This is a genomic window from Pseudocitrobacter sp. 73 (assembly GCF_008369545.1).
GTDB classification, from domain to species: Bacteria; Pseudomonadota; Gammaproteobacteria; order Enterobacterales; family Enterobacteriaceae; genus Pseudocitrobacter; species Pseudocitrobacter vendiensis.
Genome location: NZ_VTZO01000048.1, coordinates 1 through 13,293 on the forward strand (window position 1 = coordinate 1; position 13,293 = coordinate 13,293).

The 13,293-nt window shown below is 51.4% G+C and carries 15 protein-coding genes and 1 pseudogene; 15 read left to right on the forward strand and 1 reads right to left on the reverse strand.

Annotation, left to right across the window (positions count from 1 at the left end):
* The 11 genes and pseudogenes from F0Q32_RS24975 to F0Q32_RS25025 form a co-directional block, all read left to right on the forward strand.
* A pseudogene (locus tag F0Q32_RS24975) lies at positions 1 to 1,557 on the forward strand (phosphoadenosine phosphosulfate reductase); the annotation flags it as partial.
* Between the two features lie 201 nt (positions 1,558 to 1,758).
* Positions 1,759 to 1,962 (forward strand): hypothetical protein, encoded by a 204-nt coding sequence (locus tag F0Q32_RS24980; RefSeq protein WP_000050848.1) that lies wholly within the window; start codon positions 1,759 to 1,761, stop codon positions 1,960 to 1,962.
* 71 nt (positions 1,963 to 2,033) lie between these two features.
* Positions 2,034 to 2,639, forward strand: a complete 606-nt coding sequence (yfbR, locus tag F0Q32_RS24985; RefSeq protein WP_000071870.1) for a 5'-deoxynucleotidase — start codon at positions 2,034 to 2,036, stop codon at positions 2,637 to 2,639.
* Positions 2,632 to 2,901: a hypothetical protein gene (locus F0Q32_RS24990; RefSeq protein WP_000184110.1), complete on the forward strand. Its 270-nt coding sequence runs from the start codon at positions 2,632 to 2,634 to the stop codon at positions 2,899 to 2,901. The genes yfbR and F0Q32_RS24990 overlap by 8 nt, the downstream gene beginning before the upstream one ends.
* Before the next feature lie 13 nt (positions 2,902 to 2,914).
* Positions 2,915 to 3,133, forward strand: a complete 219-nt coding sequence (locus F0Q32_RS24995; RefSeq protein WP_000260293.1) for a hypothetical protein — start codon at positions 2,915 to 2,917, stop codon at positions 3,131 to 3,133.
* 73 nt (positions 3,134 to 3,206) lie between these two features.
* A complete protein-coding gene (locus F0Q32_RS25000; protein WP_000064431.1) occupies positions 3,207 to 3,764 on the forward strand; it encodes a pyruvate dehydrogenase in 558 nt (185 codons plus the stop codon).
* Between the two features lie 74 nt (positions 3,765 to 3,838).
* Positions 3,839 to 4,690, forward strand: coding sequence for a hypothetical protein (locus F0Q32_RS25005; RefSeq protein ID WP_000595210.1), 852 nt, complete (start codon positions 3,839 to 3,841; stop codon positions 4,688 to 4,690).
* A gap of 457 nt (positions 4,691 to 5,147) precedes the next feature.
* A complete protein-coding gene (locus F0Q32_RS25010; RefSeq protein WP_001077335.1) occupies positions 5,148 to 5,534 on the forward strand; it encodes a hypothetical protein in 387 nt (128 codons plus the stop codon).
* A 177-nt stretch (positions 5,535 to 5,711) separates the two neighbouring features.
* A complete protein-coding gene (locus F0Q32_RS25015; RefSeq protein ID WP_000122923.1) occupies positions 5,712 to 7,439 on the forward strand; it encodes a toprim domain-containing protein in 1,728 nt (575 codons plus the stop codon).
* A complete protein-coding gene (locus F0Q32_RS25020; protein WP_000268337.1) occupies positions 7,426 to 7,704 on the forward strand; it encodes a hypothetical protein in 279 nt (92 codons plus the stop codon). Before F0Q32_RS25015 ends, F0Q32_RS25020 begins: the two co-directional genes overlap by 14 nt.
* A gap of 72 nt (positions 7,705 to 7,776) precedes the next feature.
* Positions 7,777 to 7,983, forward strand: a complete 207-nt coding sequence (locus F0Q32_RS25025; RefSeq protein WP_149465090.1) for a permease — start codon at positions 7,777 to 7,779, stop codon at positions 7,981 to 7,983.
* A gap of 3 nt (positions 7,984 to 7,986) precedes the next feature.
* On the opposite strand, the gene F0Q32_RS25030 is transcribed toward F0Q32_RS25025, so the two are convergent.
* A complete protein-coding gene (locus F0Q32_RS25030; protein ID WP_149465091.1) occupies positions 7,987 to 9,240 on the reverse strand; it encodes an IS256 family transposase in 1,254 nt (417 codons plus the stop codon).
* 430 nt (positions 9,241 to 9,670) lie between these two features.
* Here F0Q32_RS25030 and F0Q32_RS25040 point away from each other — a divergent pair, with 430 nt between their 5' ends.
* From F0Q32_RS25040 to F0Q32_RS25055, 4 genes are all read left to right on the forward strand, one after another.
* Entirely contained in the window at positions 9,671 to 10,996 is a 1,326-nt protein-coding gene (locus tag F0Q32_RS25040) for an IS4 family transposase (protein ID WP_149465092.1), read from the forward strand.
* Positions 10,997 to 11,095: 99 nt separating this feature from the next.
* Positions 11,096 to 11,470 (forward strand): hypothetical protein, encoded by a 375-nt coding sequence (locus tag F0Q32_RS25045; RefSeq protein ID WP_000868821.1) that lies wholly within the window; start codon positions 11,096 to 11,098, stop codon positions 11,468 to 11,470.
* A 113-nt stretch (positions 11,471 to 11,583) separates the two neighbouring features.
* Positions 11,584 to 12,309, forward strand: a complete 726-nt coding sequence (locus tag F0Q32_RS25050) for a hypothetical protein (protein WP_000988732.1) — start codon at positions 11,584 to 11,586, stop codon at positions 12,307 to 12,309.
* A gap of 132 nt (positions 12,310 to 12,441) precedes the next feature.
* Positions 12,442 to 13,293, forward strand: an 852-nt coding sequence (locus F0Q32_RS25055) for a DUF6531 domain-containing protein (protein ID WP_370516903.1), incomplete at its 3' end; no start/stop codon positions are given.

Consider the following 13,293-nt stretch of genomic DNA (forward strand, 5'->3'; position numbering starts at 1 on the left):
AGAATTATAGGGTGTTCTTTTTGCCAGGCTGTTGGGTTGGATAAGTCAATGGAGACGTTGCTTGCCACGGACCCTGAAAGGCATGGCTATATGTCGGGGCTGAACCGCATCCAGCGCTACTTGGCAAAACGCCGGTACGCATGGGAAGACCGCCATCCCGTAGGTCGAACGATTTACGAGGGCGGATACATCAAAATACAGCCGGACGTTTACAGTCCTGTTTTCCTAGAACGATTGCTTCATGTCTGTTGCAGCATGGACTACATGGAGCAAAAGAGAGCTGATGAGCTGGCATACAAGCTGGCTACTGGTCAAGCAGAGGATAACGACTGGAACCGTCGAATGGCAGAGCCACAATTCCGGATCATATCGGAAGAGGCTTTAGTCCATATCGACTTCATGTGGGCCTTCCATCATTTCAATGATAAGCCTTTCCATGCCCTGGAGATTTACCACAGGGTTTGGTCGATGGGTGATCTGGACTTGCTGGAAGACGAGCCGCAGTGTGAAACCGTTCCTCAGTCACCAATTCCGAAGCCATTGTGGTTGAAGGTTGGTCGCTGGGGCGATGGTTCGCTTTCTGATGGCTTGGCCGATCCGTTAGCGGAAATGGCTTACTTTGACGGCGGGGATGACCCGTTGGCAGCGCAAGTGATCAATACCGCAGACGGAAAGAGAAGGGTGGTTTGCTTCGCAGAAGATGATGAAGTGAAAGTCGATCCCGACTCCGCTGCGTTCATCATCTGGAACGAATACCCGCGACTAAGGGAGTCTGTACTAAAGGGACATTATACGCCCGGTAGTGCAGCGCAGTTCTACCTTCGGTTCGGAGCAATCCAGCTTGCGAAAGGAAAAGGCGCTTTGTATCACCGTATGATGCAAAGAGGTCAAACCTACCACCAGATGGGCCTTACAGGGCTACAGACGATGGAAGGAATCCAACAGCGCAAGGATGTCAAAGTGCTTAGCGATGCTAAGTACAAAGATCTGGTGAAGCGAAAAATCAAGGGAAGACTGGCAACGGTACGCTGGTGGGTCAACTTGCACTTAACGTTCAAGTACCATCTGCACCACCGTACTCCGACGGGGTTGTTCATCGAGAAGCAACTTGACCAGGAAGCAATGGAAGAACAGAAACGGCATCAGGAGCGATGGTTTAACTACGTGACTGACGCGATGCTTTGTTACTCCAGCGCATTCTGTATGAGCGTCATGGAAGGGCGAGAGGGGAGCGGAAACGCCAACATTCATCGTTACATGGCCGCGACCAGAAGGAAGGCTTATACGGCCCTCTGCGAGCTCTTGGACAATACTGACGCCCAGTGGGTGAATGATGTGGTCCAGAGTGCCGTAGGGCAGTATGAGGCGATACAGGCAGCCCTAACCGAAGGTTCCGCGCTTGCTATCTATCTCGACTGGATCAACCTACTGTCAAAACGCCATCCAGCCTCTTTGGAGCGACATGTCAGAACGATGATCAAGGCGGTTCAACGCTTACATCGCCGCGACGACACAGAGTTGCAAAGAGGACAGCAAGGCTTGTCCTTGGCCGCATAAAAAGCCCTCCTTCGGGAGGGCTTTTTCTTTTGCACCCCAAAAGGGCAATTACAGCGTTTTACCCTTTTAGGTGGCTGTCATACTCTTTGTTCATTGTCAGCGCTTGCTGGCTATAACGGTAGCTGGCCCAAAACAGCAATAACCTAACCCCTCGGGAGGAAACCCCTCCTGGGTTCTCTCCCACAAACAAAGGAGAGAAGCATGAGCCTAGACAAGTTAAGTCGGCTGGTGGACCAACAACGAAAGACCCAGGATGAAATCGACAATGAAATCATTCTGGCCGTCAAAGAGGTGTTGGCTACAAACTCAGTCGGTTTAGCCCGTGAGCTTGTTGGGGGTGTCCCGCAAGATCATCCATTCCATCCGTTTTTACTCGCTATAGCTAAGCAGCTTGACCCGAGATAACTAAGTAACCCAACCGGGTACACCAAGGCCCGGTCGGCTTTGGTGTACCTCCAACCAATTTTGGAGGCACTATGTCTAATTCAAATTTCGGCTTTCTAGCTCTGGCCTTGCGCCAACGCCTGATCAAACGCTGGTCACTGATGCACTCTGTTCAACCGGAGTCTGTGTTGGAACACAGCGCTGTTGTTACCCTGCTTTCCTACCTGGCTGGCAATATTGCCATTCAGCAAGGGAAGTCGGTGGATCTGGCAGTCATGCTTGCTCATGCTTCGTTGCATGATGCAGCCGAGGTTCTCTGTTCGGATGTTGTAACACCGGTCAAGAAAGCAAACGCTGTTTTGCAGCGTGAGTTTGAACGACTGGAAAAGGCCGCAGAGGACAAACTCATCCAGACTCTTCCCGAAGAACTCCAGGATGCAGTCGCCATAGCCTTCGCTCCCGGTGGCTATGAACAATCACTGGTTAAGGCCTGTGATACCTACTCCGCTTACATCAAGTGCAAACTTGAGGTGGCCGCAGGTAATGGCCTTGAGTTCCAGGATGCTCTCAGCAAAATGGAACGTGTTGTTGCTCAGGTGAAATCGGACTTCCCGGAAATCGACGCTCTGGACAAATGGTTTGGTAACGGACTCGGCCATTCAGTAGATAAACTGCTGGCAGGGGGTAACGATGACTAATCCAATCCCTGGCGACATCAAGATTAAGGACTTTGGCCGCGACCGGAAATTCCGTTCGGTTGATGAGCTTCAAAGCACTTTGTCAGAACAGTACAAAGGTCAGCATGTCAGCATCGTTTACCCTGCAAAGCCCAGCGGTTTACTCCGCACGGTTTTTGTCAGTGTCGATGATGCTGGTGGCGTGAATCGAACCTATGGGGACCAGTCTCCTGTCGATTTTTCTGCCATCAAAGATGACCTGTATGTACCAAGTGACCTGTAGGAGAGCACTAGCTATGGTGGTGATCATCGTAAACACAGGACACTATGAGTTTATCGGCCTTGGTGAGACCCACGGACAAGCCACAGAAGGGCTTTTGAAACGCTGGGACGAACACTGCGAACGTAATCCGGATGCTGAGTCTGGTTACATGCAGGAGCTGATAGAAGAAGGAAGCGCACAAGTTGTCGAGATGGAGCCCGGCTCCGCCGTAATTTACGGACTTGACGGCTAAGCCTTCTCAACTAACCCACTCGGGCGCATCATCCCGAGAGGGTGTGGTGCGTCCTAACCAAAAGGAATGCACTATGTCTAACTTTGAACAAGCTCTGGAGCGTACTGACGGTAAAACACTGATTCTCAGCAATGGGAGTAAGTGGGCAGGCCAAGACCCGGACAGCATTCAGACTTTACTGGATGTCCTGGGTGACAACGTTCTTGACCCGATGTTTGAGCAGTATCACTGTTATCGCCCATACCCGTTTGAACCAATGGTGAGGACGGGGCGAAATGGCGAAATGTTCCAGCCTTGGCTTGGGGCAGCCTGCTTCTTTGGGAACTTCCTGACCGTCTCTCATGTTTTCAACATCATCACGAAAGATGACGGTGTTGTTGAGGCCTTAACAGAGGCGATCCGGAAGAATATGGCGACTGAACAGTACCAGCAGAATGCCTATGAGCGTTATGCCGGTTGGTTCTACGCTGAAACCAGCGAAGGGTTAAGGCTAGTCTCTCCAAGTGAGGCTGCCGACATCCGAGCTGGCGCAGTTTCAAAGCTGCGTTACCCAAGAAACTTCGAGGTTATGAAAACTGCGGTTCTCAAAGGTCCTCGATTTGATACTGAATTAAACCGCAAGGCTTCTTAACCCAAACATTAACCCCACGGGGGACATCGGTCCCTGAGGGGATGGTGTCTCCCTCTGAAATTAAGGAGATACCAATGATTAAACAGCATTTTCAAAACGAACTGGTTAAGTGTGGATACCCGGATGATCTGACGATTGAGTACAGTCTCGGATACTGCCAGGGGGATGGCGTAGCCTTCTACGGGGATTTGAGCGTTGATGACGTCAAAGCTCTCATGAATCGCCTATTCAGCACTGAGCCCGGCCAAGTGGATGCTGTCAGCCGCGTGAAGAACCTGATGGCACAGAAAGACATTGAGAATATGCTTTCTGTCCTCCGCGAATATGGTTCCTGTGACCTGTCCATTACTCGGAATAGTCACGGGCATCACTACAGCCATTGGAACTGCATGAACATCGACGACAACGTGGACTTCACAGGGATCTTCCCTGATGATGATTCCATGATTGGCACCGGCATTGAAGGGATTAACCAGGATATGGTCGAGCGCTGGCAAGACCTCTGGGAACGCTTTGTGCTGGAGCTGGCGGATGATGTAAAAAGTCTTTCCAAGAAGCTCGAAGCGGACGGGTACTCGCTGATCGAGGCCTCTCCATGCGAAGATGAAGTGGTTTGGGAACGGGCCACTGAAAACTACCTGGTGCGTGTTACTGAACTCCCTGAGCGGGATTTCGATATGGGCCACTGGGATGACGAAGTAAGAGACCAAACAATTTGTTCTATCCTGGAAGGGAAAGAGCGAGTGCTTGGCCTACGTGTTGAGGTACTCTCTCGTGAAAACGAGATTGTCCTGGGTGAAGAGAGTCTGCACGGCTTGACCGTTGCCAGTGATGACAAGAGCTACGCTGGCTACAGACGAGAACTTCTCCGGGGCGCTATCCAGCAAACCAGGGACTTTTTCTCTCGCCACCTCAAAGCGGCATAACAAGGCAGGGGGAAACCCCTGCTTTACTTCCCAAGTCTTCTTACTCATGGTTAAGCCATCAGTAAGCAGATTTTGTCCTCCCTGAGGGCGAAAGCGTGCGATAGCTGGTCGCCAAAAACAAACAGCAAATTAACGTTAATTTATTAATCCCTGCGGGAGTCTATCTCCTGCTGGAGATACCTCCCGTTATTTCTGGAGGTATCCATGAACAAATTCCAAGACTTTAAGTTGGTTTATCGTCAAGGTGGTCGTCGCTTAGAGCGTGTCTTTAAGGACACTCTTTACGCGAATGTGAAGCGTGTCGCTGACTCGTTTCCTCCGACCGTTCTTTGGCGCATTCAGCCAGCGTAAAACTCGGAACCTTAAAGCTCGGCTTTGGCCGTGACCTTTCAATAACCCATGCGGGTACACTTCCCCGCACGGGGTAGGTGTACCCATTAACTTTGGAGTACACCTTATGAACCAAGTAGCTAAATTGGACCTCGCCCAAATCCGTCAACAAGCCATCAATGATGGTCTGCTGGTGGACCAATCTTCCATCGGTAAACAAGCTGGTTTCCTGACCAATGTGGCAGTGACCCCGGCAATTGTCGATGGAGTATTTGGTGCAGATGGTAAGCACTCGGTAGAAGACTTCCTTTTCATGTTTTTGCAGCTTTGTGTTGCTCAAACAAAGGTCGCTTTTACCGACAACAAGAATTGGGGAAAGATTCGTCTTTATTACCCCATGCCCACTGTAGATGGCTTTTTCAAACCCACTGAGGTTGTGATTAAGTCAGATCCTGTAACCGCAGATGTCACAATCATGATGGCCTCGGAAGATGGCACTCATTTGTGCTTGTGATATTCACAAAATTCGCCTCCGTTTCGGGGGCGACCTTTTTAAACCCCTCGCCGGGGAGTTCTCCCCGGCTGGGGAGCCTCCTTGGCACATTCTCCCGGTGTCGGGGTTTCCTTAAAACCCTGGCGACGGGGGTTTAAGGAAGCCTCGATGCTGGGGTTCACGCTAAGGAGAAAACCTATGTCTTACTACAAAGCTGACACCGTTCGTGAAGCTGCAAACGGAAACTGGCTATTCATCCTGGCGGCCCTAGCGCCCCATCTTGAACCAGCTCTCCGTAAACCTGGTCGTCATGTTTCTTGTCCTATCCACGGCGGGAAAGATGGCTTCCGACTGTTCAAGGATGCCCACCTGACTGGTGGCGGCGTATGCAATACATGCGGTGCCAATCATGATGGTTTTGAGCTGCTGATGTGGCTCAATAACTGGGACTTTAAACAGTGCCTGAGCGAGGTTGGTGATTATCTGGGCGTTGAGAAAGAGCAACCCCAGTATCAACAAGCCGCTGCACCGACACGAGCTCCTGTCCAGGCCAAAGCGCCTGTTCAGCAAGAGCCTATGAAGGTGAATAACAAGGTTCTCGATTCCAAGAATCGTAAAAAATCCATTGCCGGTACTCTGATTGCCCACGGTAAAGCTCCTTATGAGCATAACGAAGACAACGAGCTCAGCTACTTTGCCTTCATCCGTGACAAGAGCGGTTTGGAACGCACCATCTGGGGCGTGGATCTTGAAAGAGCCATTGGTGAAAGTGAAGCCAAGTATGGGGATGAGATCGTCATGACAAACCTCGGGCGCGAGCCTGTAACTGTCGTCGTTGAAGTTAAGGACGAGCAGGGGAATGTTGTGAGAGAACAACCTATGCAAACGCATCGCAACACCTGGCTGGTGGAACGTCGCGGCGCTACGGTAACGCAGTTCCGCGCTCGCTCGAACGGTGGTGTTGAGCCGGTGAGTCACCATGTTGAGTCGGCCCCTGTGGTCAACCGCACGGTAGAAGCTCCGGCACCGCAAGTACAACATGCGGCCACACAACCGGAAGAGCAAAGCAGCGAAAACAAGCCGAAAGTTGTTCCGATGTTTCGTGAACAACCTAAGCCTTGGCTGCTTGAGCTCCAAGAAGAAATGGAGAAGAGAATGGAGCGCGAACGCGCTTACAGTGCTCGTCTCCGTGAGAAAATCGAGAAGGTATGGAACGAGTGTTTGCCGTTCTCCAGTCATGTGACTGAGCCAATGCGTCTGTACTTCAAAAACCGCGAGCTTCTGTTCAAGGTTGATGAAGTAGAAAAAACAGACTGTCTGCGGTTCAATCCGGCTATGGCCTACTACGACGAAGATGGCAATGAAGTTGGGAAATTCCCGGCTATCGTCTGCGCTATCCGAGATGTGGAAGGCAACCTGGTAACGCTCCACCGCACCTATCTCACCCAAAACGGTAAAAAAGCCAAGGTCGGCAACGCCAAGAAGATGATGCCCATTCCTGACGGTTTGGATGTCAATGGCGCGGCCATCCGCCTCGGTGAACCGACTGAGGGTATCCTGGGTGTTGCAGAAGGGCTGGAAACAGCCCTGTCAGCTTATCGAGTCACTCAAATCCCGGTTTGGTCAACGGTCAATGCGACCCTGATGGAGTCCTTCGAGGTTCCAGAAGGTGTTCACACCGTACTGATCTGGGCTGACAAAGATAAGTCTGTGACTGGTGAGAAGTCAGCGAACGTGCTGAAAGCCAAGCTGGAGAAGCGCGGCATTCGTGTGTACGTCCTGCTGCCTAAACTCCCGATCCCGCCCAGAGCGAAAGGGATTGACTGGAACGATGTCCTGATGAGTCAGGGAAGCCTCGGTTTCCCGAATGCTCGCTACCTGCGCGATTTCATTGCGAGAAGGAGAGCTGAGTATGGCCGTCATTGATGTCTCGAAGGTTGATACAACGCCTGGTAACGACGCGGTGTGCCCCTTTTCTCCCCCTGAGGGGTGGGAGGGGGACTCTGCGGCCTACGTTGAGCTTATGCGGTCTCGGTATCGTCATCTGATGCACGGCCAGAGAATGATGGTGACAGCCTCCTTCGCAAGAAGGGAGCCTATCCAAGTTACTGGCCCGTTTGCTGATGAAGCGACGAAGATCATTAACTCAATGAAGATGAACAAGGCGAAGCCAACAGCTTTGTCTGCCTAAAACTTTAACCCTGAGGGGGTGTTCATGCCCTCTCGGGCATGATTCGCCTCCTCTTCAACTATGGAGGTAATCATGAAAAAGTTTTTGCGTATTAAGACGTGGTTTGTGCGTCTTTTCTCTCCTGACAAGAAGACTCTGGGAGCTATCGGTGAAGACCTGCGTAAGGTCGCCGTAACAGCCATCGGTGTCGGTATTGTAGGATTGGCTGTATCTGGGGACACTATAACCGTCAAAGAAGCCGGTTTGGTGTTGGGAGTTATTGTCAAATCTGGTGTATGACCATCAGGCAGCGTTCCTGTCAGATTGGTCTTCCACCTGTATGCCATCCTGAAACTGTACGTTGTCCACGACCAGCTTCAGTTGGTCGAACCCCTTGATCCGTTTCCAGCGTTTCTGGGCGGATTGGAGCAGTTTGAACACCATCGATAACGTGGTGTCTCGGGAGCCGCAGGAGCGGCTCCGCTTGGTTCTCAGCCTGACTGTGGCGAAGGTGGATTCAATCGGATTGGTGGTCCGTAAGTGAATCCAGTGAACCGCCGGGAAATCATAGAAGGCCAGCAGCTCATCCCGGTCCTTCTCCAGGTTTTCCATAGCCTTCGGGTACTTGTCCCGGAACCGCCTCAAAGTGCTGTCAAACGCCTTATGGGCGCTGGCTCGGGTCTCCGCCAGATAGATCTCATGCAAGGCTGACTTCACCTTCGGCTGCACCGACTTGGGCAGCTTCTCCAGCACGTTGGCGGTCTTATGCACCCAGCACCGCTGATGCCGGGTATCCGGAAACACCTTGCTCAGGGCTTTCCAGAAGCCCAGTGCGCCGTCGCCAACAGCCAACCTGGGCGAAGGCTTCAGGCCACGTTCCCGCAAGTCCGTGAGCAGCTCCCGCCAACTGGCTTCAGACTCCCGGTGGCCGTCCTCAACGGCTACCAGCTCCTTGTGGCCATGCTCGGTCACGCCGATGATCACCAGCAGGCAGAGCCGGTCGTCCAGGCGGACGTTGCTGTACACGCCGTCGGCCCACCAGTACACATAGCGTTTCTGGCTCAAGTCTCGGCGCTGCCACTCCTTGTGCTCGTCCAGCCACTTCGCCTTGAGCCGGGATACCGTGTTAGCCGACAGGCCATTGGCCTGCTCGCCGACCAGCGCACTCAGGGCCTCCTGGAAGTCACCGGAGGAGACGCCCCGCAGGTAGAGCCAGGGAATCAGCTCCTCCAGACTCCGGGCGCGCTTCAGGTAGGGTGGCAGCAGGTGGCTGTTGAAGCGAATACCGGAGCCACTGCGATCCCGGACTTTGGGAACCTGGACTTCTACATCGCCGACGCCTGTCTGAACAGTGCGTTTGGGAAGGTGCCCATTGCGCACCACAGCACGGCGGCCATCCGGCGTCTTGACGTCCGCGTACTGCTTCAACAGGCTTTCCAGCTCTGTCTCGACAGCCTGTGCAATCAGATCACGGGCACCCTGCCGGATCAGCTCGTGCAACGGGTCGTTACTGACTACCTCTGGCTGTGAAAGAGCGTGCAGGTTAGACTTGGACATGGCGTATCATTCCTCTGTTGGTTGTGATCCTGGCGGAGATCAACCAACAGGATACGCCACCCCTTCAACCTGCTTCCATACACCAGAAATCACCATAACTCTGGTGTTGGTCATTGGGGTTATCCTGTGGATCTATGGTATAATCTTAACCAAGGTCAGCAATTCCTAAGGGGGTCAAATGGACGCTTTCACATTAGGCATGTTGGGGTTGCTCATTTTTTTCACTGTCGTCACTGGCGGCAGTCTGTATCTCTACCATGAGAAACAGAAGGAAAAAAAGCATCACAACGCCTAAAGAGTAACTGCGATAATGAACGTAAAGGCCAGCAATAGCTTAATGCCGATCAGTTAAGAAATATTTTTCTGATCGGTTGACCGATCCTGTGTAGATGTAAGAATCCGATGAGCCGTTAAGCCATCGGATTTTTTTATGGAACTGTCAGAAGCATTAGCACGCACGTCAATCAACCGTCTCACTGAGTTTTCGTCATTAGCCGATGTTCTGGAGCCCGATATTATCCAGTCTTGTTTGGCGTCCAACGGCGTTGCCACCTTGCGCAAACGCAAACTTCCCATGGATGCGATGATTTGGGCTGTGATAGGCATGTCACTGTTTCGTACAGAATCCGTGCGGCAGTTAATTAATAAGCTGGATATTGTGTTGCCGCAGGACGTGGATTATGTCGCCCGCAGTGCCGTCACCCAAGCCAGAAAGAAATTAGGCAGTGCTGTGGTTCGCGACGTCTTTCACCTGTCAGCAAAAACATGGCATGAGCGGGCAGAACATCCTCATTGGTGTGGACTGAATCTGTTTGGCGTTGATGGCGTAGTATGGCGCACGCCCGATAGCCAGGAAAACAGCGCCGAGTTTGCCCGGACAGCGAATAAAGCCAGTGAAGCGGGTTATCCTCAGGTACGCATGGTCTGCCTGATGGAGCTTAGTAGTCATTTAATCCTCGACAGCGCATTTGACAGTGTGTGTGAAAGTGAGATGAACCTGGCCGCAGAGCTCACCTCACGTTTACCGGATAACAGCCTGACCTTGTTCGATAAAGGCTTTTACTCGTTGGGGTTGCTGCATGACTGGCAGCAAAAAGGCACCAATACACATTGGTTATTGCCATTGAAAAAGAACGTCCAGTATGAAGAAATCAAAAGTCTTGGCCGACACGATAAACTCATCCGTCTGACAACCACGCCGCAGGCCAGAAAGAAGCGACCTGAGTTACCCCTGACCCTCGAAGCACGCTTGCTAACGAAGCAAATTAAAGGAAAGGAAGTCAGGATCCTTACGTCCATGCTTGACCCTATGGCTTATCCTGCAGCCGAGATTGTGGACCTTTACGGACATCGCTGGGAAATCGAAATGGGCTACCGTGAAATGAAACAGCACCTGCTGGCAAGCCGGTTTACGTTACGTAGCAACCTGCCGGAGCTTATCCGGCAGGAGCTATGGGGGCTGCTGCTCGCTTACAACTTAATCCGCTACAAAATGGTACTGATGGCCAAGTCACTCAAAAGTGTGTTCCCGAACCAACTGAGCTTTAGAGATGCTTCATCACACATCATCCACAAGCTCACTATGATGCCCATTTATGCGCCTGGAAATGTGCCCGGGCTCATCTTGGAAATAGAAAGAAATGCCAGCCAATTTAAGCTCGAAGGAAAGCGAGAACGCAGTTATCCAAGGACACTGAAAGTATCGAAAAATCGTTACCCGGTAGCTAAAAGTAAAAATGCCGCTCACCTTAAGTGAACGGCATTAAGCAATAGCTGGCCTTTTTTTATACTTGCAGTTTGAAGTGTTACATGTCACGATGAAGTTGGTGTGACATGTAACGGTAAAGGTGTTTTTTTGAAAGTATCCAATGAAGATGCTCAGGCTACGGCGATCTATCTCCTCAGAGCTGCTTCGCGCCCAGCTTTCTGGCGTGACGTCCCATTCGATAAGAAACTTGAAGCCGTGGACAGCCTGAACAGCATGGGGCGATCACCATCAGAACTCACTGAATGGATTAATAAATATCTGACAGCAGAGCAAATCAATAAACTCGGGACATCAATTAGGCAACGTCGCAGAAGGGGATATGGTGTTGGTAAAAGCATAACTATAAGCGATAAAGCCCACAGGATTTTGAAGCGGTTGGCAGAAGTCGATGGTTGCAATTTGTCAGAAGTGATAGAGAAACGCCTAGCCCGAGCTTATAAAAATACTTGGGACCACAAATAGAGTGGCACTAGGGGTTGCATTTTTAAAACCCGTGGTAGCATCTAAATGAACCCTAACGAATAGGGGTGCTGGCGGCGATGCCGACCATTATCCCGATAATGGAGAAATAGACCATGATGACACTGACTACTGTCTCGAAGAAAACTTCTAATAATTCAGCCCTTGTATTCTGGCGCGTTGGTACAAAACGGAAAGGCATCCTTGATGTTCGTATTGATTTTGACAACGAGGAGGCAGATCTTTTGGCTGAGCTCGTAGCCATTCGCTATCTGGCGCTGGACAAACAGGTTTTTTGCAGAGAGCCAGGTGCTGGTGCTGGTTACAAGCTGGTGGTATCCAAAGGTGCGATTAAAAAGCTGGCGCTGGGCAAATCCACCAAGGAGTTTGCATTCAAGTTTGCGGCTTGCCTCACTGGACGTTTAAAGGGCGCTACTATTGAAGTTTCGCAGAGCATGGAGTTTATGGATGAGCCGGGTGAGGGCAACGTTGAGCTCCTCGATGTGGACAAGCAAGCCTATACTCAAACCCATGACGAAATCTCTACACCGGCCATTGGTCCCGTCCTTGTTACTCAACATGCCATCGATCAGTATCAGGCCCGGATAACCTCTGGAGACCCTAAAAAACCGTGGGCCTCACTCGTTGGTCGCCTCCAGCATCCAGAGTTACAGGTTCAACCCTTTGACGAGAAAGTGGCTCGCCATAAAGCCAGAAAGTATGGCCGCGTAGATAACGTGGAAGTCTGGGGCCATAGAGATTCCAAGTTCAAGTACCTGATGGTGATCAACGACGACAACCAAAAACGTGTTCTTGTCACAGTGTTTGAGCGAAATGAGTAACCTGCTTCTCATTTGTTCTGAATACACAACCTCTCCAAATCACGTATTCATACCCTAAAAGGGCAAAAACGCAGTCGTTGATAACGACTCTCCCACCTGAAAATAGCTCCAGCATAAAAACTGGAGCTGTAAATGAGATCGAGACCTTCCCTTTTACTGATGCGAAACCTGCGGTCATTGGCCGTTGTGGTGCTCGCAACTTTGCCATGCGTTGCTTTTGCACAATGGCGGGTTGTAGCCGTGAGCACCGAAGTAGACAAAATGCGCTTCAACACCATCATAGACGCGCATTCCTTCATGAAGAATTATCGCTCTGGTGAGGAGCAAGGGAAGGGAACGCCAGTTGGGGATGCGCTTTATCCGGTTGCCAGTTATGGTGATGGCCGTTATGTCTCCAGGATCTGTTTTAAGTATCTAGGTGCTACTGGCGATTATGACCCCACTACCTGCACTGGCGACCCAGCTACGGTCTACTGGCGCTCAACCTATGTTCTGCCGGGTGAGATGGATAAAACACCGTTCCTGGACAGGGATCTCGGCTTACCAACAACGACCATGTGTGTAGGGAACCCTATCCATCTTGGCACCGGCAACAAGTTCCAGGCTGAACTGGATTATCAAAGCGGAGGCTCCGACCCTTTCACATTCACCAGATACTACAATAGCCACCTTCCTGATGAAGAGCTCGGCGGCTGGCGGCATACCTACTCGCGGAGCGTCGAGGTCAACGCCTCGAAGTACGGTGAGAACATGGTTGTCCTGCACCGGCCAGAAGGGCAACAACTCGCGTTCTACAACTCGTCCTCTGTCTGGGTGCCAACATGGAAAACCGATGATACCTTGACGAAGGATGCTACCGGCTGGCGTTACACTCAATCTGACGGGGTAGTCGAGGCCTATGATGAAACCGGACGACTGACCGGCATCGAGAAGCCCAACGGCAATCACATCACCCTGAGCTATCTGGGGTCGTCTCAGAAAACG

Coding starts and splice junctions, on each gene's coding strand:
- F0Q32_RS25040 (WP_149465092.1), top strand. CDS start 9,671: ATGGAACTGTCAGAAGCATTAGCACGCACGTCAATCAACCGTCTCACT.
- F0Q32_RS25050 (WP_000988732.1), top strand. CDS start 11,584: ATGATGACACTGACTACTGTCTCGAAGAAAACTTCTAATAATTCAGCC.
- yfbR (WP_000071870.1), top strand. CDS start 2,034: ATGTCTAATTCAAATTTCGGCTTTCTAGCTCTGGCCTTGCGCCAACGC.
- F0Q32_RS25020 (WP_000268337.1), top strand. CDS start 7,426: ATGGCCGTCATTGATGTCTCGAAGGTTGATACAACGCCTGGTAACGAC.
- F0Q32_RS24995 (WP_000260293.1), top strand. CDS start 2,915: ATGGTGGTGATCATCGTAAACACAGGACACTATGAGTTTATCGGCCTT.
- F0Q32_RS25010 (WP_001077335.1), top strand. CDS start 5,148: ATGAACCAAGTAGCTAAATTGGACCTCGCCCAAATCCGTCAACAAGCC.
- F0Q32_RS25005 (WP_000595210.1), top strand. CDS start 3,839: ATGATTAAACAGCATTTTCAAAACGAACTGGTTAAGTGTGGATACCCG.
- F0Q32_RS24980 (WP_000050848.1), top strand. CDS start 1,759: ATGAGCCTAGACAAGTTAAGTCGGCTGGTGGACCAACAACGAAAGACC.
- F0Q32_RS25030 (WP_149465091.1), bottom strand. CDS start 9,240: ATGTCCAAGTCTAACCTGCACGCTCTTTCACAGCCAGAGGTAGTCAGT.
- F0Q32_RS25000 (WP_000064431.1), top strand. CDS start 3,207: ATGTCTAACTTTGAACAAGCTCTGGAGCGTACTGACGGTAAAACACTG.
- F0Q32_RS25025 (WP_149465090.1), top strand. CDS start 7,777: ATGAAAAAGTTTTTGCGTATTAAGACGTGGTTTGTGCGTCTTTTCTCT.
- F0Q32_RS25015 (WP_000122923.1), top strand. CDS start 5,712: ATGTCTTACTACAAAGCTGACACCGTTCGTGAAGCTGCAAACGGAAAC.
- F0Q32_RS24990 (WP_000184110.1), top strand. CDS start 2,632: ATGACTAATCCAATCCCTGGCGACATCAAGATTAAGGACTTTGGCCGC.